Genomic DNA, 20,456 nt, shown 5'->3' on the forward strand with positions numbered 1-20,456 from the left:
CGGATCGGCGCAACCATCGGTCGGACCATGCCCGCCGTCTTGATATTCACAATCGCAATAAAGCCACGTGGTGGTAACAACGTGACGTTGCCAGACGATTCCCACACCGGTTCAAGGTCCACGGCGATCTCGAAGCCCTTGTACTTGTATTCTCTTTTCATGGCTGTCATGGAATTTCGCGTTTGGCCGCCCAGCACGGGTGATTCCAGATCGGATCGACAAGACCGAAGTGAGTACCCGATCTCCGCTGGGCCACTCCCTGCTGCGCGAATTGCCGCCGGTACATAACTCCACGGCGTTGCATTGAGCGAAGAGATCGATGGAGCGCCAGGTGGTTGCAATTGCCTCACGCGGTCGAGATGGCTGTCATCGTCCGCTTCAAGGTCACGCATATCGAGCGCGAGCACACGCCGTCATGCAGGCTTCTTCGGCAGCCGGCTCAGGAACCTTTGGCGGGTGGATATGGGTGGCGCCGGCGAGCATTCAGGGCGAAATGAGAAACCGCTCGCGGTTCTTCGCATCCCTTATCCAGCCTGGCGCCCGGCCCCTGCCTGACCAGGTCGCCCCCGTCTTCGGGTCACGGTATCTGGCTGGCACGACGCCAGTGCTGGACGTTGTGCGTGCGCCTCGCCTGCGTCCGAAGATGTCCCGTTCCGTAAACCCGTAGTCGACTACCTTCGCCCGGATATCCGCGAGTACCTCCTCAAACTCTGCCGCCCGCGCCGCCGCGGCCCGCGCCTCGAGCGCGGCCATCTGCGCCTTCAATTCCCTGAACGTCGCCACGATTCGCTCCCCCACCGCACACAGTAATGACGATCTTAGCTCGCTTCAATGCTGGGCGACTGCTGGCTGGCTGCGCAATAGCGTGGCGGGCCGCTGGCAACACTTCGTCCGCGTAAGCAGCAAGGAACAGTAATGAAAAGACTTTCCAACCCACGACGCCAGGTCTTCGCGTGTCATCGCGGTCGGGAGCCTGCTCATGAAAGTCCACAGGGCAACGCCATGCCTGTCATTGCTTGCGAGGCACCCTTTGGTGATGGATCCCGGCAAGGCGATTTCTTCACGACGCGCGCCCGAGCGTGTGAGCACGTGACTTACTTCCGGTCGGGCGATCTCGGTCACCCGCATGCCACACGTGACGCCGAGGAGCAGGATCAACGTATCACGTTCGGGGAAACGGCTCGTCGCGTCAGTGACGCGCAAAAGGTGACGAAATTTCACGGGGGTGAGCACTTTCGCGCGGTTGGGATCCATGCTTTCCTTCCTCGTAATACGCTCGTGTTCGAGCTGTGTTACGAGAGAGAAAGCGTCGGTCGCCCCTTATCAGTCTAACCCGCGTAAAACCTACTGCCTCGGAAAAACCCGGCGCGATACCGCGCAAGATCAGCCACCGTTGGCAGGACCTATGCTGTTTTTAAAGTGATGTCTGCCAGATCGTCTGGTCGCCCGCCTTGTCACGGCGAGCTTGGTGTAGGCATTTCGACGCGTTCCTCAGTTACCCGACGAGAAGCCCTTATCACTGGAAAAGCGGCTTCCGTTCGTTGAACCGTTTCCGGACGTAAATTCGCCAGTCGTCGAAAAGCCACCGCCATTCGAAAAGCCACCGTTGTTCGAGGGCTCACTGGCATTCGAAAATCCCTCCCCCGACGAAAACCCACCGCTCGCCGAAACCCCGGCATCCCCCGGACCTCCACCGCCCGGCTGCACGCCATCGCGATTTCCACCGACCGGAATCGGAACGCCCGGTACGGGAACCGGCATCCCACCCGCCACCGAATTCGGCGGCCGCTGCCCCGGCGCCAGTTGCGGTGGTCGCGCGATAAACACCCACTGCGTATAGCTGCGCTTGTCCTCGAAACCGCGAAATCGCTCCGGAAACTGCCGAAGCTGGATCGGATGCTCGCGCGACGCGCTATGAATACCGACGATCGTCTGTCCGTTCGGCGACAGAACCAGCACCCAATCGGCCTTCCCCGTCAGCGGATCGGCGTAGACGCGGCGCAGATGACGCACGGGACTCGGATAGCGCGGATCACGCACGAGTTCGTCGAGCGTACGCGGCTGGGTCGGCAAGCCAAGCGGTGTTTTGTCGGCGTAGCTGAGTAGCGCGCGCTGGAACTGATCGCCGATGTAGAGCAGTTCCTTCTCCGCCATGCGCCGCTGATACAGCGCGCCGAGCTGGATCGTGCCTGCCGCCGCGACCCCGATGATCGCAACGCCGATCAGCAGCGCGAGATACGCAAGCCCAAGTTGTCCACGTCGCCTACGCTGTGGCACCCACGCCCTGCAGCGACCGATCCTTCGCTGCTGAGTCATAGCGAATCGAACGACCGTCCATCGAGCGTCGCGCCTTCGGCGCCGCTCTTCAGGTCGTAGACCTTGCCGGGAAACTGCTCGTCAGGCGGCACGATATGCCAGGTTGTCGCGCTATCCGTAACGGGATCGAACGGCGCGGCGCGCAGATAATGGCGGTCGACGAGCTCGTCGAGCGAATCGGGATAACGGCCCAGATCGCCGTAGAACTTGTCGATCGCATCGCGCGTCACGTGCAGATTCTCCGCGAGGATCTTCTCCTTCGACGCGTCGATCGAATGGAAATACTGCGGCAGAGCGAGCGTCAGCATCAGTGCGATGATCGAAAGCACAATCAGCAACTCGATCAGCGTGAAGCCGTTCCGTTTGCGCATAGGGTTTCTCATCGACGTCACCAGTTCCGGTAGGAGATGCCGTTCAGGCCGACGCCGTTCGACGTCGAGTAGACGTCGTACACGTCGTCGCCTTCCTGTGGATCGGTGGGCTCGCTCGCATAGGCTCGCTTGCCCCAGGTATCGACGGCGTCGAGTTGCGGATCGTTGTTCATTGGATCGCGCGGCAACCGGCGTAGAAAATAGATCTTCGCGCCCTTCGGATCGCTCTGGTCCTTCACGCCATCGGCGAGTACGTTCAGCTTCGGCGGATAACCCGAAGCGCCGCTCTCGACCGGCGCGCGACCATCCTTCGCCGCCGTTTTGTATGCGTCGATCGCATCGCGAATCCTGTGCAGCGCGTCGCGCAATTCCTGTTCACGTTCGTGCTGCCGGATCACCTGCACGACCGGCACCGTCATGCTCGCGAGTACGCCGAGAATTGCGAGCGTGACGAGCAACTCGATCAGCGTGAAACCTGCTACTGCACGCCAGCGGACACCAAGCAGACGGAACGCACGACCAGCGTCGGCTGCAAGAGATTGCGGAGCGCGCGTCATGGCGTGGCGACAATGCTGAACGTGTACGCGGATGGTGGTGCCAACGTGATCGGCGCGCCGGTCAGGCCGACGACGGAACCGGGCGTGACCTTGACCGAGGTCGGCGAGGCCGGTACCAGCGCGCGGAAGGTCAGCACCGCGTAAGTCCCCGTCGACGCAGCCCCCAACCCGCCCTGCACCGAATCCGCCAACTGCACCTGGCCGGGGCTCACGCGGCTCGAGAACGAGGTCGGCGCGCCGCCCTGCTTCAGGAAGTCGCCTTCCGTCACGCCCATGAACTGGAGTTTCGTCGCATCGAAGCTGACGATCGAAGAGGCGCTCGCGACCGGCTGATCGGCCGACATCGACAGCGACACGGTGACCGAATCGCCGGTCTTGGCCTGAGGCGGCCCTTCGATCGTCATCTGCGCGGTGCCGGCAACCGGACCGGCGCCGGGCGCCGATAAGCCGTCGCCGCCGTTGTACGCGCCGCCATAACCGCCCACTCCCGCCCCGACTCCGGCACCATTCGCGCCGTTCGTGCTGTTCGACTGACCGCCCGCACCGAAGCGCGCCGCCTCGCCGCCGCTAGCCGGGACCGTCGACCCCGGCGGGGTCGACGACGCAGCCGGCGACGCGAGTCCATTCGACTGGATCATGCTGCGCATGTTGGTCTCGGTGCCCGACGTGAAGTACGCGAGATTGGCGTCGGGACGGCGGATGTTGCGTACCAGGTGCGGCGTGATTGCGAGCACGATCTCGGTGTTCTTCGCCTCGTCGTCGTTCGCGCCGAACAGGCGGTCGAGAATCGGCAACTGGCCGATGCCGGGCAGCTTGTTGCCCGACTTGCGTTCCTCGTTGTCAATCAGACCGGCGAGCACATCGGTCTCGCCGTTCTTTAACTGCAGCACGGTGCTGGCCGTGCGTGTGCCGATCTGGTACGCGGCCGTGCCGGTGGTGGTCGTAACCGCATTGCCCAGGCTGCTGACCTCAAGCGCCAGCTTGATGCCGACCGTGTCGTCGAGATAAATCGTCGGCTCGACGTTCAGAGTCAGACCGATGTCGAGATAGTTGACCGACTGCGACAGGAAGCCGGTCGAAGTCGCCGTCGACGTGATGTTCGGCACGCGCTCGCCGATCAGGATCTTCGCCTTCTCATGATTGCGCACGCGGATTCGCGGATTGGTCAGCAACTTGACGTCTGAGTCCTGTACGTTCGCATGGACGGTCGCCTGCATCGTCGACAAGCCGATCGTACGCGCCGTCTGATGCAGCAGATCGTGCAGCGTCAGTGCCGGCGTCGATCCGTTGGTTCCACCGGACGAGCCTATCCCGCCATACCCGTATGGATACGACGATATGCCAGCGTTCGTATTGGGCTGGCCGGTCACCGGCGCGATCACGCTGCCGAGCGGCAACGGCGTGACGTTGACCGAACTCGGCCACGCGACGCCAAGGTTGACCTCCTGGTTGCGCTGCACCTCCAGCACTTCCACTTCGAGCATCACCTCCGGCTCCGGCACGTCCTCGAGCGACACCAGCCGCTCTGCCATGCGGATCGCATCCGGGGTGTCGCGCACGATCACCATGTTGAGCTTTTCGTCGGCGACCACGTTCTGGATCTTCAGGATCGTCTTCAGCGTGTTCGCGATCGTCTTCGCGTCGGTATTCGACAGGAAGAACGTACGCACCGCGAGCTCCTGATAATCCTTCACCTTCGGCGCCGTGTTCGGATAAATCAGCACGGTGTTCTCGTCGAGTACCTGTTGCGCGAGCTGATTGGTCGCGAGCACGTAGCGCACGGGCGCGTCGATTGTGCTGTTCTTCAGGAAGATTGTGGTGTGCTGGTCGGTCTTCACATCACGGTCGAACAGAAAGTTCATGCCCGACGACCGCGAGATCACGTCGAAGATCTGCTTGAGCGGTGCATCGCGAAAGTCAATACGGATCGGCTTGCGGTACGCTGCGGCGAGCGCGGCCTCGACGCGCGCTGCGCCCGTCTCGGCGCCGAACTTGCGCTGCAGTTCGAGCGCACGGCGGTTGGCCGGCGCTTCGGTCAACACTGCGTCAAGCAGGTGCCACGCATCGTCGGGCTGGTGCCGCACGTAGAGCGCCTCGGCGCGGCTCAGCATGATGTTCAGCCGCGCGTCCGTGTCGAGCGCGACGAGGCCAGCCATCGCGCGCTCATTGCCTGGGCTGATCGCGAGCACATGCTGATAAGCCGCGCGCGCGGCGTCGCGGGCGCCGCTCGCGGCGAGCCGCTCACCCTGCTCCATGAGATCGTCGATCTGCTTCTCGCGTTGCGCGAGCCACACCTCGCGATACTTCGCGTCCTCGGGCTCCTGCCTCGACGCGTCCTCGAGCTTCGCGACGCCCTGATCGACCTGGCCGGCGGCGATCAGTTTCTCGCCGTCGCGATAGGACTGTGGGTCCGCGCACGCGGCCAGCAGGACCGTCAGCACGACTAGCGGCACGCCGCGCCCCAAATGGCGCAATGCGACGGCGTTCGCGGCATGCGGACGGGTTCTAATCGGGAGTGGCTTGGGCAACGGTTCGTTCCTCATGACACGCGGACTAGTCGGCATCGCCGATATCCAGTGTCTGGACAAGTTTCAAAGGCAGGTAGACAAGAGTCATGTTCGGCGGGGCGATCGAATCGACGCGGTAATCGCCGTTGATCACCATCTGGTCGTGCACAATCAGCGTGTCGTCGCCACGCGCGAGGTAGACCTCCCAGTGACCGGCCGACTGCTGCTTGCCGATATAGGTGAACGGCATCGGCGGCGTGTTCGGCAGCGGCGGTACGTCGGCGTGAGCGGGCGCGACGGAGGGCAGCGGCGGCACGAGCATCATCGTGTTGAAGAGCGGATGCGCGCCGGTACCGGAGCGGTCCTCTCGTGAGCGAACCGAGGCGATGGCGACGATGCCGGTCGTGCCGTGCGGGTCGCTCGCGCCGGTAACCGCGTTCAGTACGGATCTTGACGGCGCGGCCTCGACGATGCCGTCGTCCTGCGAATGATTCGTGAACTCGAGCACCAGCGCACACGAGAAGAACAGCACGGCCATCACGATGTGCTGGAGTTTCATCGCGTGGCTCCTTGCGGTGCGGCGGATTTTTGCGGTGAAATGGCCATGAGCGCCGAGGCACCTTGCTCGATGGCTGAGCCCGGCGGTGCAGAGGCGATGGAAGGCGCTGCCACCGCCGACCGTCTGGATTTCCTGGTCATGCCGGAGGGGAGCGGTGGGCGCGTCGAGATCACCGAGTCGATCGTCGGCAACGGCACGCCCGACGATCCACCTGACGGTCCGGCACCCGCTGACACGCCCGACGTACCCACCGCCCCGGCCTGCGAAGCTGCCGAAACCGCCGCAGCCGACGCGGCCGCAGCGGCCACCGCCGACGCACTTACGGGCGCAATCGTCACTGGCCGCAGGAACGCCGTAAATCGCAGATTCGCCTCGACACTGGGATCGTTCGCCGAATTTCGCTTGAAGCGCATGTCGTCGAGCGCCGCGTACGGCACCGTCACCAGCACTTTCTCGCTGAACTGACGCAAGTGCACGTAATCGCCCTTGACGGGAAGCACGATCGTGTACGTGTCGAAGCGTCCGGGCGCATCGTGGCCCGGGGTGTATTCGGCCTTGTCGAGCGTGACGCCGGCGGCGGCGGCCGCATCGAACAAACGCATCACGATCTCACCGGTACGCGTGGAATCGCCGAGTTCCGCGTAAAAATCTGCGAGCCGGCTGGCCGCGAGGACGGGTGCGGGCACGATCGGCTTCGGCACGGGCAGCGCACGCAACCGCGCAACCGCACGAGTCTGTTCGACAACACGCGCCGACATGCCCGGCAGCACGCCGAGCCACAGCAACATTGCAGCGGCGAGCAGCGCACCCGCGAGCAGCGGGCCGGTGCCGAACCGCGAGAGTGCGAGACGAAGCCGCAACAGGTTGCGAACAATGGATTGGAGCGTCACGATACCGTCCCCCGCCACTGCACTTCGACCTGAAAGCGGAACACGTTGTCCATGCCGTCCTTCACGAGTTCGTGCCGGGTCAGCGTGACCCGTCCGACCAGTGGCTGCCGGCCGAGCGAGTCGAGGTAATCGAGCATGTCCTTGCTACCCGCGCATTCGGCCTCGATGCGCAGCAGCGAGCGACCGGGTTCCGGCGTGATCGACATGAGCGCGATCTGCGTCGGCGTCGCGGCCTCGATCGCGTCGAGCAGGTTGTCCCACGGCAGGTTCAATCGCGCGACGGCGAGATTAACGGCGGTGGCCTGCTTCACGTCGACCGGCTCGATATGCACGCGCCGAGACGCATGCGCGGCGCGCTCGTTGCGCTCGACGATCCGCGCCGATTCGCCGTCGAGTGTTTGCAGATGGACGAGCAGCGTCTGCGCGCGATATGCGGCGACGCCGCACAGTACTACGCCGGCGAGCGCAAGCACACGTGCGGACGGACCAATCCGGTACCACTCGCGCCGCAGGCTGAACGGCGCGAGGTCAATAGCCAGGCTTCTCATTGCGTCGTGCCGCTCCACGCCAGCGGTGCGGACTGCGTCGCCGCGGCGGCACTTGAGCCGAGCGACGGCCGCTCAGCCGATTCGCTCCAGTGCACAGTCATTCCCGAGTCCGCGAAATCGGTCGCGCCCGGCATCCACCCGTCGCAGCGCGGGCCGTGCAGCAGCAGCGAGGACGGCGCAGGCAGATTGTCGAGCAGCGCCGCGCGCGCGACCTGCTCGCGCAGCCACGCAATCGGCGGCAAAGGATCGGGCAGCGCGAGCGTGCGCACAGCCGCCACGCGCGGACGCGGCTCGGCACTGATCAAGCCCAGGGTCAGCGCATGCTCGCCGCGCGTCGCGAGCCAGGTGTCGGCGCCAAGCTCGCGGCGCGTGCGGTTCCACGCCGCCACGAATTCGGGCAGCGCGGATACCACGCAACCGTGCCCGGCTGCGACGGCCTGTTGCAACGCGTCCGACCAAGGGCGTGACACCGCGCAGGCGAGGAACGGCTCGGCCGCCTGCCAATGGGCAACCAATTGCCAGCCGACCGGATCTTCGCCGTAGAGCGTCTGGAATCGTGCGCCCGCCGCCGCGCGCAGGTCCTGCATGCGCACACTGTTGTAGGCCGGCGTGACGATGAAATAACGCACCAGTTCGTCGGCGAATGTCACGTGCACCGGCAGGCCGTTGCCGCCCGATTCGTCGAGCGACGTCGCGATCAGCGCCGCGAGCGTTTCCGTCGACACGTCAGCGCCTGCCGGCAGCAACTGCTCGACAAACAGCGCCTGCGATCGACGCGACGCGCCGATTCGTCGCACGGTCAGCTTGCCGTGCGACAACGCGAGATGGCAGGATCCGCGCCGCGCGAACCGGTTCAACCAGCGATCAAGCATTGAGCGTCACCCGCTTCACTTCTGTCAGAGTCGTCTCGCCGCGCCTCACGAGACCGAGCGCGACCTCGCGCAATTGCCGCGTGCCGTTGCGGCGCGCGACTTCCTTGATCACGCGGATTGGCTGTTTCTCGACGACGAGATCGCGGATTTCGTCGTCGAGGATCAGGATTTCGGCAATCGCGCGCCGGCCGCGATAACCTGTGCCACGGCAGTCGCCGCAACCGGTTCCCTGGCAGAACACGAAATCGGCAACGCCCGCACGTGTCAGACCCAGACGCGCGAGTTCGGCGTCCGTCGGCACATACGGCGCGGCGCAGCGCGCACAGGTCACGCGCAAAAGCCGCTGCGCCCAGATGCCGTTAAGCGCGGAGACGAACGCGTACGGATCGATGCCCATGTGACTGAAGCGGCCGAACACGTCGAACACGTTGTTCGCGTGCACCGTGGTCAGCACGAGGTGACCCGTCAGCGCCGACTGCACCGCGATCTCCGCAGTCTCGCGGTCGCGGATTTCACCGACCATGATCTTGTCCGGATCGTGCCGCAAAATCGAGCGCAGCCCGCGCGCGAACGTTAACCCTTTTTTCTCGTTGACGGGAATCTGCAGAATGCCGGGCAGTTGATATTCGACCGGGTCCTCGATCGTGATGATCTTGTCGCGACCGTTGTGGATCTCGGTCAGCGCCGCGTAGAGCGTGGTGGTCTTGCCCGAGCCGGTTGGACCGGTCACGAGCAGCATGCCGTACGGTTCCTCGGCTAGCGCGCGCAGCGCTACCAGCGATTCGCTGTCGTAGCCGAGCGCTTCGAGCGTCAGCGAGCCGTAGGCCTCGATCATCGCGCGCTTGTCGAGAATCCGGATCACCGCGTCCTCGCCGTGAATGCTCGGCATGATCGACACGCGCAAGTCGATATCGCGGCCGCCCGCCGCAACCCGGAAGCTGCCGTCCTGCGGCACGCGCCGCTCGGCGATGTCGAGTTCCGCCAGCACCTTGAGACGCGAGATCACCTGCTCGGCCGTCTCGACACCCTGAATCGTCGCTGCCGCGTCGAGTACGCCGTCGACGCGATACTTCAGCGCGAGTCCGCTCGACGTGCTTTCCAGATGAATGTCGGATGCGCCGGCCTTCAGCGCGTCGTAGAGCGTCGAGTTCACGAGCTTGACCGCAGGGCTGGCCGCTTCGTTTACGGTCTGGAACGACACCACCTGCGCCGTGCGTCCGTCCACGTGCGTGCCGTCGCCCACGGACACCAGACTGTCGACCGCACGTATCGACTCCTCCATGCGAGTGTGATAGGCGAGCAGATCGCCGGGCAGCGCGAGGCGCATCTCCACGGACGCACCCGCCTGCGACGCGAGCCACGTCTGTAGATCGAGATCGAACGGGCTCGTGACGACGCCGACCAGCGCGCCGTGCGCGCCGCGCAGCAACGCGCAGCGGCGCTGCATCGCGCGCGACAACGGCACGCGATCGAACGCCGGCTCGAGCGCGAGCATGCTGGCCGTTTCGATCACCGGCATCGCGAGTTGCGCCGCGAGCGCGCGAAGCACCTCGAACGGCTCGGCGCCGGTCAGCGTCTGCAATTCCTCGACAAGATGACGCTGTGTGGCGGCCGCCGCCGCGCGTGCGCGAACCAGCAGATCGGCATCGAACAGAGGTGCGTGCGTATCACGCATGGTCATGACAAGCTTCCCGCGAGATCGAAAATGGGCATGTAAAGCAGGACGACGATTGTGCCGACCACGACGCCGATCGCCGCCATCAGCAGCGGTTCGAACATTCGCGTGAAACGGTCGATCCAGCGGGTGATCTCGCCGTCGTAGAACGCCGCCGACTGGGTCAGCATCGCGCCGAGTTCGCCGGAGCGTTCTCCGACGCGTAGCATCCTCAGCGAGATCGGCGTAGTCAGGTTTTGTGCGAGGAACGCGGCCGACAGCGACTCGCCCGACGTCACCGACGCGCGCGCTTTCAGTAGCCCGTCGCGCATCGCCGGCGAGACCGTGCCGCATGCCGTCTCCATCGCGCCGACGATCGGAATACCGCCTTCAAGCAGCATGCCGAGCGTCAGATAGAGCCGCGATAACTGATAAATCCGCAAATGTGCGCCGAGCAGCGGAATCCGCGCCAGTAAAGTGACAAGGCCGACCCGCCCGACCGCTGCACGCCCGCCCGTGAACAGCGCGACGCCGACGACGAGCGTGCCGAGCAGCAGCGGCAAGCCGTGCGCCGCCGCGAACTTGCCCCAGTCGAGCAGCATCTGCGACATCCATGGCAACGAGCGGCCGGTGTCTTCGTAGATGGTCGCGAAGCGCGGCACCACGTAAGTAATCAGGAACACCGACACGCCGCCGCCGACCACCAGCAAAATGCTCGGATAGATCGCCGAGCTGATGAGCTTGTTGCGCACGGTGTCGATGCGTTCCTGATAGTCGACGTAGCGTTGCAGCGCGCGCGGCAGGTCGCTTGTGCCTTCGGCCGCGCGCACGATGCCGACGTACAGCGGCGGAAACACGTCGGGCTGTTCGCCGAGCAGGCTCGAGAAGCGCTTGCCTTCGCGCAGTCCCGTGAGCAGACGACCGAGCACACCGCGCAGTCGCGCCCCGCCCTCGCGTTCGAGCAGCGCCTCGAGCCCTTCGACGATCGACAGCCCCGCTTTCAGCAGCGCGAGCAGTTCCTGACTGAACAGCACCAGAGAAATTCTGCCGCGCGAGCCGGCCGGTCGGCGCAGCGCGCGCACCGGCGCGACACCTGTTACGTGAAACCCCCGCGCTTCCGTATGGGCGCGTGCGCCGGCCTCATCCTGGGCGTCGACGACGAGGGCGATGATCCGGTTCTCCGGCGAGAGCGCTCTCACTTCAAATTGCATGGTGCCGCGTTACCTTTGGTCGGAACTGCCTGCTGCAAGGCGCTGCGTCCGTCGAAGGCGCACCGCCATGCAGGGTCCGCCGTCGGCGGACCCGTCATTACTTCATTCGCTGCTGATGTCGGCGTCCTCGCCGGAGCCGCCCGGTTGCCCATCGAGCCCGTACGAGATCACCGCGTAATCACCCTTGGCGCCGGGCACCTGATAGACGTACGGATGCCCCCACGGGTCGAGCGGCACTTCCTTCTTCAGATACGGACCGTTCCACTTGTCCGTGCTAGGAGGACGCACCACCAGCGACTGAAGCCCTTCCTCGGCCGTCGGAAAACGGCCCACGTCGAGCCGGAAGTTGTCGATTGCCTTGCTCAGCACCTCGATCTGCGCGCGCGCCACCGTCACCTGTGACTTGCCCAGTTGCGCGAAATAACGCGGCCCGACAATCGCCGCCAGCATGCCGATGATCACGAGCACCACCAGCAGTTCGAGCAGCGTGAAACCCTTCGCGCGGCGCCGAGGTGCGAGTCGCTCATATCGCCTGTCCGTGGTCCGGACATCCGTCACGTTACTCATCGATCACTCACTTGAAAAATTTGTGGGCGCCCAGACTGGCGGCGCCCTGACTTCATCGTGATTACCGCTATGGCATCAGTAACCGATGCCGAGCACGATGTACTCCGGAACCGGCACCTGCACCGTCGAGCTCTGGTTGTTCACGTCATCAAATGCGTAGCCGTACGCGAGACCGCTGATGCCGTGGTCGTGCCAGAAGCGGGCGTACTCGTTATACGGCGGGGCCGCGTAATAGGCGGACGGAACATTCCACTTGGTCGTGTCGCCCATCACGTGACGGTTGATTGCGGCACACAGCTGCGCCTCGATCTGTTGCTGCGTTGCATCGCCGTCCAGGAACACGTCGTTACAGAGCAGCACGGCCTGCGTTGTCGGCTTGTTGACGGCATAGGTGCTGCCGACGAACTGACCGTTGTGCTGGTCGATTTCGCTGAACACCAGTTGCGTGCCCTGCGTGCGGCCGACGAACGCGCGAGCGCCCGCCACGACCGGCAGATTGTTCGACGCGTAATACGTCCACATGTCGTTCACGTAGCCGTCGAAGTAATTGCCGTTCGGCTTGCCTGTCGCGAACGAATCGTGAGCCGGTGCCATGATGCGGAAGTTCGAGGGCGACGTCGGCTGGAATGCTGCCGACAGCTCACGCGTGTACGCCTGGAACAGATCGGCGCGACGCTGCGTGATGCCGGTCCGCTGATGCACCGTGCCGTTCGCCGAGTAGACGTCCTGCGTGAGCGGGAAACCAAACTCGTCGACCTGCGTCGTGTTGATCCACAGACCATTGTTGCCGTAGGAAAACTCGTACCAGTCGAACGGAATGCCGATACTCGGGTCCGTAGCATTGTTCGGATCGGGCGGAGCGAAGCCGATGTTGCCGTTGACGTCCGTATTGATCTTGATGAACAGCGGACTGCCGAGCGACACGAAAACCCGGCCGGAGAACATCGGCGGCAACTGCAACGTCTTGCTCTGTGCTAGCGTGAAGAAGTAGTTGCTGTAGTTCTGGCCGTTCGGTGCCGTCAGGTGATTCGCCGCGTCATTGTCGGCAACTTGTGGCGCCACGATCGTGCCGTCCGGCTTGAGCCACGCGAACTGACCCGTCGCCGGATCACGTGCGATGACCGCGACATACACCTTGTCGTCGGTATACGCACCCTGCGTGTTGTTTTGCAGGTCGACGCCGATCAGGCCCGGCTTGACGGTGTACGTCAATACCGACGAGTCGACCGTCAGCGTCGCGGTGTTCGACGTCGTGACCGTTCCGTCAGGACCGGTCGCCGCGACGCTGTACACCTTGCCGCTGTCGCCGGCAACCGCAGCCGGCGTGTCGTAGGTCCGGCTGGTCGCGCCGGCGATTGGCTGGCCACCGAGTTGCCATTGGTACGTGTATGGCCCCGTACCGGACATGAGTACCGCGAAGTGAGCGTTCTGGCCAACCGGCACCGTCTGCGGCGCCGGTTGAAGCACGAACGGACTGCTCGGCTGCGACGGTTGCGTGGTGCTGCCGGTACCGGTTCCGGTGCCGGACCCCGTACCCGTTCCCGCGCTGGTACCGCTGCCGGACGCGGCTCTCGCCGGGTCGTTATACACCGCGAACTCGAACAGCGAGTAGCCGTAGCCCGTCGCACGCTGCACCCCTTGCAGGCGGATATAACGCGCGGTCGTGTTGTCCAGCGACAGGTCCTCGATGCCGCCCTGGCCGTTGCTCTGGGTATAGACCGTATGCGTCCAGTCGACGTTATCATCCGACGCCTGGATCTGGTACTGCTTGCCGTACGCGTTTTCCCAATTGAGCACCACGCGGTTGAACGCGGTTTCCTTACCGAGGTCGATCGTGATCCACGCATTGTCGGCAAAATTCGACGACCAGCGCGTGTTGAGGTTGCCGTCGATAGCGTTCGAGGCCGGAGTGCCGTCGTTCTCGATACCGCTTGCCGTTGCCGTCGCGCCGAGTGCCAGGTTCACCGCGGCCGAAGCCGAGCCGAACACGACGTTGAGCGAATGCGCCGCCAGCACGTTGTCGAACGTGTATTGATTGACGATGCCGATGTCCTGGCCGTCGACCTGCACGCCCGTCACCGCAGTACCTGCAGCCGGTACAAACTGGTACGTCTGCATGCCGCCCTGGTACACCGAAGCGTTGCCGGACGGCGACAGCGTACCGCTGCCCGTCGAGGTCGCGGTAATCGGGAACGTCGGCGTGTTCGCGGTGTTGTACACCTCAAACTCGAACAGCGAGTAGCCGTACTGCGTCGCGCGCTTCGTCCCGAACATGCGGACGTAACGCGCCTGGACCGGAGCGCCGAAACGCAGGTCCTCGGTGCCGCCGGTGTCGCCAGTCTTCGTTACCGCGTCGTTCCAGATGTTGTTATCCGTCGAAGTCTGGATCTTGTAATCCACACCGTATGAATCCTGCCAACGCAACACGACACGATCGACCGTCTGAACCGAGCCCAGATCGACCTCGATCCACTGCGGATCCTGGAACGCTGACGACCAGCGGGAATTCATGCTGCCGTCCGTTGCGTTGCCCGGGCCGTAGCCGTCGTTCTCGTTGCCGCTCGATGTGGTCGGCTTGCCGAGCGCAAGATTCGCGCTCGGCGTTGACGGCGACGGTGGCGGAGGCGGAGGCGTACCGCCGCCGTTACCGCCGCTGCCGGTAGTCGCCGCGACCACGGTCAGCGTCGCTTGCGCGCTCGGGACCGTACCGCCCGCGTTGCTAACGTCGACGGTGTAGATCGCGCCGTTGTCGCCCGCGACCGTCAACGCCGGCGTCGTGTACGACGGAATCGTCGTGATCGCGACGAGCTGGCCGTTGCGCTTCCACTCGTAGTCGAGTGGACCGTTGCCCGTGACCCCCACCGTTAACGTCACGCTCTGGCCTTCACTTGCGGTCGAGCTTGCCGGCTGCACAGCGATAACCGGACCCGGCACCGTCGGGCCGGACACGCACATCACCCAGGCCGGCGTGTTGTTGATGATGCCAGGCCACGACTTCCCCGACGAATCGACGAGCCACGCGTTGTTCGCCAGGTTCGGCACCGGCGTGGTCGTCCAGGTCCGCCACGGTGACGGGAACGCACACGACGAATAATTCGCACGCGCCACCGTCAACGACTCGTACAGCGTCGGAACCCGCATGCCGATCGACTTGCAGTACTGATCCGCGATCTGCTGCGTGAACTGCGCACCATCGGCCGCAAACGTCGTGTACGTTTGCTGCCACGTGAGGCCGCTCACGTTGTCCTTCACGGTCGGGATGAACGGACCGTCCGGCAGGCCCGCGATCGTCGAGTGCCAGATACCCGGCTGCGCTGCGATCGGCGTGAAGCGCTCCGTTTCGGCGCCACACTGCGGCGCGTCGAGCACCTGGAACTCGAACAGCGAGTAACCGTACTGCGTCGCGCGCTTCAGACCCAGCATGCGGATGTAGCGTGCCGAGGTGCTCTGGAAGAAGTGTGTCTCGGTGCCGCCCGAGCCGTCGACCGGGCTTGTGGTATTGCCGGCCCCATCGGGCTGCCCGTTCGGGAACACGGTCGTCCAGGTCTTCTCGTCGTTCGACACCTGAATGTCGTACTGCGTCGCGTAGGCGTTTTCCCAAACCAGCACCACTTTGTCGAACGTCTTCACCGAGCCGAGATCGACTTCGAGCCACGACGGGTCAACTTGCGGAGCCGACGACCAGCGCGTGCTGATGGAACCGTCGATCGCATAAGCCGCGATCAGGCCGCCGTTCTGCTCAGTGCTAGCCTTCGCGATACCGCCGAGTGCGAGATTGGATGCGTCGGTGCCGCTGACGTTGAGCGTGGCCGTGCGGCTGGTGCTCGTGCCCGCGGTATTGGTGATCGCTACCGCGTAGCTGCCCGCATCGCTGGCTTGCGCCTGCGGGATCAGGAAGCTCGGGGAGTTGTCGCCGACCGGCAAGCCGTTGTGGGTCCACTGATAGCTGAGTGGATTCGAACCTGTCACGCTGACACTGAACGTCACTGACTGACCGAACGGCACGCTCTGATCAGTGAGATCAGAGACGACCACCGGCGGCGGCGCGACGCTGACGGTCAAAGTGACCGGCGTCGTCGGGATCGAGCCCGCGCTGTTCGTGACGATAACGCTGTACTGCGCGCCGCTATCAGTGACCGCCATCGGCGGCGTATCGTAAGTCGGCGAGTTGGCGCCGTCGATCGCGACGTTGTTCTTCAGCCACTGATACGACAGCACTGGCGAACCCGAAGCGACTACCGTGAACTCAGCGCTCTGGCCTGCGGTGATGTTCTTCGGAAGGGGCGCCGTGACGATCTGTGGCGCGGCCGGCTGCACCAGCGTGAGGACAGCGTTGCGCGACGGCAGGTTGCCGATCGCGTTGCTGACGACGACGCTGAAAGTCGCACCGTTATCGCTCTGCTGCAACGCGGGCGTCGTGTACGTGTAGCCGTTTGCCCCCGGGATCTGCTGGCCGTTTTTGAACCACTGGTAGCCGATTGGCGTCGCACCCGCCGACAGCACGGTGAACGTGCCGGTCTGGCCGAGCGTCACGACCTGGTCGGCCGGTTGCGTGACGATCTGCGGCGCCGTCTGATCCTGCTGGCCGACAACCGTGTCGTTGCCGTCGAACGTCTGCGCGTTGGCTGCCGGCACCACATTGAACGAAGCCGATGCGCTACCGAGATTTGGCGACGTGACTGTCACCTTCACGGTGCCCGTCGTGAACTGCGTGCGCACCGCGACCTTCGCCATCCCGCCTTCCGCGGATAAGTTCGGATCGCCCGGCGCGTGATAGCCCTGCGGCTGGTTGTCGACTACGTAGTGGTCGGAACCGCCGCGATAGGTGCCGGGACCGCCGACGCTGAAGGTCAGCGTCTGGCCGGCGTCCGGCACGAAGTTGCCGTTCGCGTCCACGACTTGCGCCGTTAGCGTGGCCGCGTCCGTGCCGTTCGCCGTCAACTGGAACTGCTGACCGTCAGGACGTGTCACTTGCGGATCGACCGTCAGCAGCAGGTGATCGGCCGGGCCGGCCGTCACGAGCGTGTCTGTGCCCGCAACTTGACCATTGGCGTCCAGACATTCGGCGACGAGCTTGCCCGGCTGGAACGCGATGTTGTCCCAGTGAACCTGGCCCGGGAGCAGCACCGTGTTCTGTGTCAGGTCCGCGGTCGGGTCCGAGTTCACCGGGTTCGGCACCTGCGCGCCGCCGATGAGCTGACCGTTCAGGCGCAACTGCACCGACGGACAATTGCTGAACGCGTTCACGCGCACGCTGCCCGAACGGTTCCAGGTGTTCGCGAGCTTGACCACCGGCTTGATGCTGTAGGGCGTCCAGACGGCTTCGTAGATGTAGTAGATCAAGCGTGGAAAGCGATTCCAGTCCATCATCGACGCGCCGTTGGAACGCACTTCGCTGTTCAGCGTGCCGTCCGTCTGCGTGTTGATTTCGCCCGGCGTATCGGCGAGATACCAGTGCGCGATGCCGAACGACTTGCCGACCATGCTGTGCACCCAGTCGCGGATATACGAAGCAGCGAACTGGATCTCGAAGTCGTACTTCCAGCGACCAACACCGTCGCCCCAGTACTCCGAGCCGTAGGCCGGCGAGCCGGGGTAGGTTTGCTTGACGTTGATGTCGCAACCCTGGCCGCTACAGCCGAGGACGTCGCCGTTCTCCGGGTCCGGCGTACGGTCGGCCTGCGCGCGCGTGTTGAAGAAGTCCCACTGCCGCGAAATCTGCTTGAGCTGCTTTGCGATGCCCTCGTCCATCTTGCCGTTGTTCGCTTCCCATGCCAGCACCGATGGATGGTTGCGATCGTGGACGATCATGTCGCGATGCAGTTCTTCCTTCAACGTCAGGTTGTCCGGTGTCGCGCAGTTTTGCTGCCCGGCGGTCGAGCAGATAGCGCCGAAGCCGTTCTCGCCGTCACCGCTAGGCTGCAGCATCATGATGCCGTACTCGTCGGCGGCGTCGAGCCACTCGCGGCCCTGGCTCGAATGGCCGGGACGGTACGAACTGCCGCCTGCCTGCGCAAGCAGGTACAGATCCTGCCATTGCAGATTCGGGGGCACCGCCGAACCGAGCGCCGGATAGTCGTAACGGCCCGACGCGCCCCACAGGTAGTGCGGATGGCCATTGATGATCGGGAAGTTGTTGTCCCACGTGATGGTGCGGATACCGAGCGGGCTTTCCTTCGTGTCGACCACCACACCGTTCATGCTGACCGAGTGAATCACGCGGTACATGTACGGATGACCGTAGATGCTGTTGTTCGGATACCAGAGCGTCGGGTTGCTGACCGTCAACACCTGATCGAACATCGTCGGCGTCAAGGGACCCGAGCTGTTCGCCGGGATCGTCTTCGAATCCTGCGCGGTGGCGACGATGTTGCCGGACGCGTCGACGATCTGCGTCGTCAGCGTGACCGGTTGGGTCGTCGAGTATTCGTTGACGACGTTGGTCTGCACGCGGACCGTCGCCAATGCGTCGTTCGCCGTCAACGTCGACACATGGTGCCCCACGTGTTCAGCACCGCGTAGATGTTTTCTGGAATATGCACGCGGTCCGTGATGTGCATCCACACCGGACGGAACAACCCCGTATCGTCCTGGCCGAAGCGGAATGCGCCCGAGAAGCTCGGCGACTCGAAGAAGGGATCGCCGCGCGAGACCTTCACCGCCAGCACGTTGTCAACCGGCTGACCGTTCGCGTCCTTGAACTTCACATAGGGCGTGATATCGACGATGAACGGAATGAAGCCGATCACGTGCGTTGCCTGCGCGTTGGCCTGCACCGCGCTATTGCCTGGGATGAAATGACCGTTGATGTAGACCTGCACACCCGTGTGTGCGCCCTCGAACTCGACCAGAACCTTGCGATTCAACTGGTCGGGCTGTACGACGGATCGAGCTTGAAGTGTTTGCGGTACCAGTTGGTGTTGCCCGTCAACTGGCCCTGGCCGCCGCCCGACTCCATATTGATGAAAGTGTCGTTGTCGGCGGGCGTCTGCGGCACACCAATCGACTGCCAGCTGGAATCGTCGAATGGCGAACAGCCGACGCTCGAATCGCCCGCCGTCGGACATTTCGAGTTCGGATCGTCGACATCCTTGATGTATCGCCACGGTGTCGCACCCAGATTGATCAGGATGTGATTGCTCGGCGGCAGCGTGACTGCCGCGCGCGCTTCCACCGTGGAAAGCAGGAAGAGGCCCCATAGGAGCAACAAACCCACACCCTGCCAGGCGGAATGCCTAACATTTTTGCGCATGTTGAGTTTTCCAGTTCTTTTCGTCTTCTTCGTTACTCATGGCCGCCCGAACCAGGCGTGCCGCCCCCGTCATACGACGCGCGAACGCCCGGCCGGAAAGCCAGGCGTTCACGCGCCAGGTAATGCATCACACGGTCAGTCGATCCTCGCCCGTTCATAACAGGGAGGCAGCAAACGTTTGCCTGATTGAATAGGGTCGCACCCCTAACGAGACGCTACAGTGGATAACGGCCCTGATCGGAAACCTTGACCAGGTACAAACCCTACGTACTCCAAAATATTTTTTCTTACACCAACACGGACACAGGTGACCGTCGATGAGATATGAAATTGACTACGAAAAGCCGACGCGCACCCGGTTCATGCCTCTTCACGTCACCATGAGCAGTTCGATGCGTCATGGGGTGAAGCGACAATGCAGGTGTCGATCGGAGAGATGGAGAAGGCGCGGACCGGACGCCTTCGGTGCACGGATTGTGGCGTAGCGGGAAATCGCGTAAAGCACTGGCGACGATAGATTGGAATATTTCATTTTCGAAGCGTCAAATGCAACATGGCCAGTCCAGTCAGCGACAAATCTTGGCCGGTCAATGGGGGGAGTTGTCGCCGACTATGAGGTCGTATTTGACGTCGCTCCTTCGTAATTGTCGTTTGGTAACTTTGTAATTGTCGTTCGGTAATCGTGTAGTTGACGTATATAGTTACTGTGTAACAATGCGCGGCCGAAATACTCCTGCAACCGCACCGAATCGGAATCGATCCTTGCAATAACGCGCTCTTCCTCCTATATGATTAATTTTTCGATCAGTACCTGTTTGGTTACAGCGTAACGACAGGCCATCCAGACAAGTGCGGGGAAAGCGCGGGCATCGATCCAGTGGGGTATTCCTGAAGAACGTGGCCGGTCATTCGATCGCTGTGTGCCTGGGTCGCGTCATCGGCCATTGCTGACATCGGGGCAGCTTGGGTCCTTCGTCAGCAATGCAACGGCGGATTCAACCGGTCGATGCAATAGTTTTCTGGAACCGTTCAGCCGGCGTTTCGTAATTCAATGTCTTCCTTGGACGCTCGTTCAGCCTTCTTGCCACGGCATTGAGTTTGGCCTGTGAGTACACCGACAGATCGATACCTTTCGGGAAGTACTGCCTCAAG

Annotated in this window: 16 protein-coding genes and 1 pseudogene; all 17 read right to left on the bottom strand. The window is 63.4% G+C overall.

Going from position 1 to position 20,456, the window contains the following annotated elements; translation table 11 throughout:
* Positions 1 to 483: 483 nt before the first annotated feature.
* Positions 484 to 783 carry an H-NS histone family protein gene (locus tag BMI01S_RS32110; protein ID WP_028232517.1) on the bottom strand — a complete coding sequence of 100 codons (300 nt, stop codon included), beginning with the start codon at positions 781 to 783 and terminating at the stop codon, positions 484 to 486.
* Positions 784 to 828: 45 nt separating this feature from the next.
* The gene (locus tag BMI01S_RS42440; RefSeq protein WP_028232518.1) at positions 829 to 1,254 is read right to left on the bottom strand and encodes a hypothetical protein; all 426 of its coding nucleotides are present in this window, start codon (positions 1,252 to 1,254) and stop codon (positions 829 to 831) included.
* Positions 1,255 to 1,491: 237 nt separating this feature from the next.
* A complete protein-coding gene (locus tag BMI01S_RS42445) occupies positions 1,492 to 2,154 on the bottom strand; it encodes a hypothetical protein (RefSeq protein ID WP_174480167.1) in 663 nt (220 codons plus the stop codon).
* A 158-nt stretch (positions 2,155 to 2,312) separates the two neighbouring features.
* Positions 2,313 to 2,687 (bottom strand): type II secretion system protein, encoded by a 375-nt coding sequence (locus tag BMI01S_RS32125; RefSeq protein WP_174480168.1) that lies wholly within the window; start codon positions 2,685 to 2,687, stop codon positions 2,313 to 2,315.
* A 17-nt stretch (positions 2,688 to 2,704) separates the two neighbouring features.
* Positions 2,705 to 3,244, bottom strand: a complete 540-nt coding sequence (locus BMI01S_RS32130) for a type II secretion system protein (protein ID WP_081723570.1) — start codon at positions 3,242 to 3,244, stop codon at positions 2,705 to 2,707.
* Positions 3,241 to 5,772, bottom strand: coding sequence for a secretin N-terminal domain-containing protein (locus BMI01S_RS32135; RefSeq protein ID WP_028232521.1), 2,532 nt, complete (start codon positions 5,770 to 5,772; stop codon positions 3,241 to 3,243). Before BMI01S_RS32135 ends, BMI01S_RS32130 begins: the two co-directional genes overlap by 4 nt.
* A gap of 25 nt (positions 5,773 to 5,797) precedes the next feature.
* On the bottom strand, positions 5,798 to 6,310 hold the full coding sequence (locus BMI01S_RS32140; protein ID WP_028232522.1) for a hypothetical protein: 513 nt from the start codon (positions 6,308 to 6,310) through the stop codon (positions 5,798 to 5,800).
* Positions 6,307 to 7,200 (bottom strand): hypothetical protein, encoded by an 894-nt coding sequence (locus BMI01S_RS42450; protein ID WP_174480170.1) that lies wholly within the window; start codon positions 7,198 to 7,200, stop codon positions 6,307 to 6,309. Before BMI01S_RS42450 ends, BMI01S_RS32140 begins: the two co-directional genes overlap by 4 nt.
* Positions 7,197 to 7,748, bottom strand: coding sequence for a pilus assembly protein (locus tag BMI01S_RS32150; protein WP_028232523.1), 552 nt, complete (start codon positions 7,746 to 7,748; stop codon positions 7,197 to 7,199). The genes BMI01S_RS42450 and BMI01S_RS32150 overlap by 4 nt, the downstream gene beginning before the upstream one ends.
* Entirely contained in the window at positions 7,745 to 8,620 is an 876-nt protein-coding gene (locus BMI01S_RS32155; protein ID WP_063619623.1) for a hypothetical protein, read from the bottom strand. The genes BMI01S_RS32150 and BMI01S_RS32155 overlap by 4 nt, the downstream gene beginning before the upstream one ends.
* On the bottom strand, positions 8,613 to 10,301 hold the full coding sequence (locus BMI01S_RS32160; protein WP_028232524.1) for a GspE/PulE family protein: 1,689 nt from the start codon (positions 10,299 to 10,301) through the stop codon (positions 8,613 to 8,615). The genes BMI01S_RS32155 and BMI01S_RS32160 overlap by 8 nt, the downstream gene beginning before the upstream one ends.
* On the bottom strand, positions 10,298 to 11,485 hold the full coding sequence (locus BMI01S_RS32165; protein ID WP_028232525.1) for a type II secretion system F family protein: 1,188 nt from the start codon (positions 11,483 to 11,485) through the stop codon (positions 10,298 to 10,300). Before BMI01S_RS32165 ends, BMI01S_RS32160 begins: the two co-directional genes overlap by 4 nt.
* 102 nt (positions 11,486 to 11,587) lie before the next feature.
* Entirely contained in the window at positions 11,588 to 12,052 is a 465-nt protein-coding gene (gene gspG / locus BMI01S_RS32170; protein ID WP_028232526.1) for a type II secretion system major pseudopilin GspG, read from the bottom strand.
* Between the two features lie 75 nt (positions 12,053 to 12,127).
* Positions 12,128 to 18,544: a beta-1,3-glucanase family protein gene (locus BMI01S_RS32175; protein WP_036046668.1), complete on the bottom strand. Its 6,417-nt coding sequence runs from the start codon at positions 18,542 to 18,544 to the stop codon at positions 12,128 to 12,130.
* Positions 18,532 to 18,918, bottom strand: coding sequence for a hypothetical protein (locus BMI01S_RS43385; RefSeq protein ID WP_028232527.1), 387 nt, complete (start codon positions 18,916 to 18,918; stop codon positions 18,532 to 18,534). Before BMI01S_RS43385 ends, BMI01S_RS32175 begins: the two co-directional genes overlap by 13 nt.
* A complete protein-coding gene (locus BMI01S_RS43390) occupies positions 18,915 to 19,304 on the bottom strand; it encodes a hypothetical protein (RefSeq protein ID WP_028232528.1) in 390 nt (129 codons plus the stop codon). The genes BMI01S_RS43385 and BMI01S_RS43390 overlap by 4 nt, the downstream gene beginning before the upstream one ends.
* Before the next feature lie 995 nt (positions 19,305 to 20,299).
* Positions 20,300 to 20,456 (bottom strand): annotated as a pseudogene (locus BMI01S_RS41335) (IS30 family transposase); the annotation flags it as partial.

The organism is Paraburkholderia mimosarum LMG 23256 = NBRC 106338 (genome assembly GCF_000739815.1).
In the GTDB taxonomy this organism is placed as follows: domain Bacteria; phylum Pseudomonadota; class Gammaproteobacteria; order Burkholderiales; family Burkholderiaceae; genus Paraburkholderia; species Paraburkholderia mimosarum.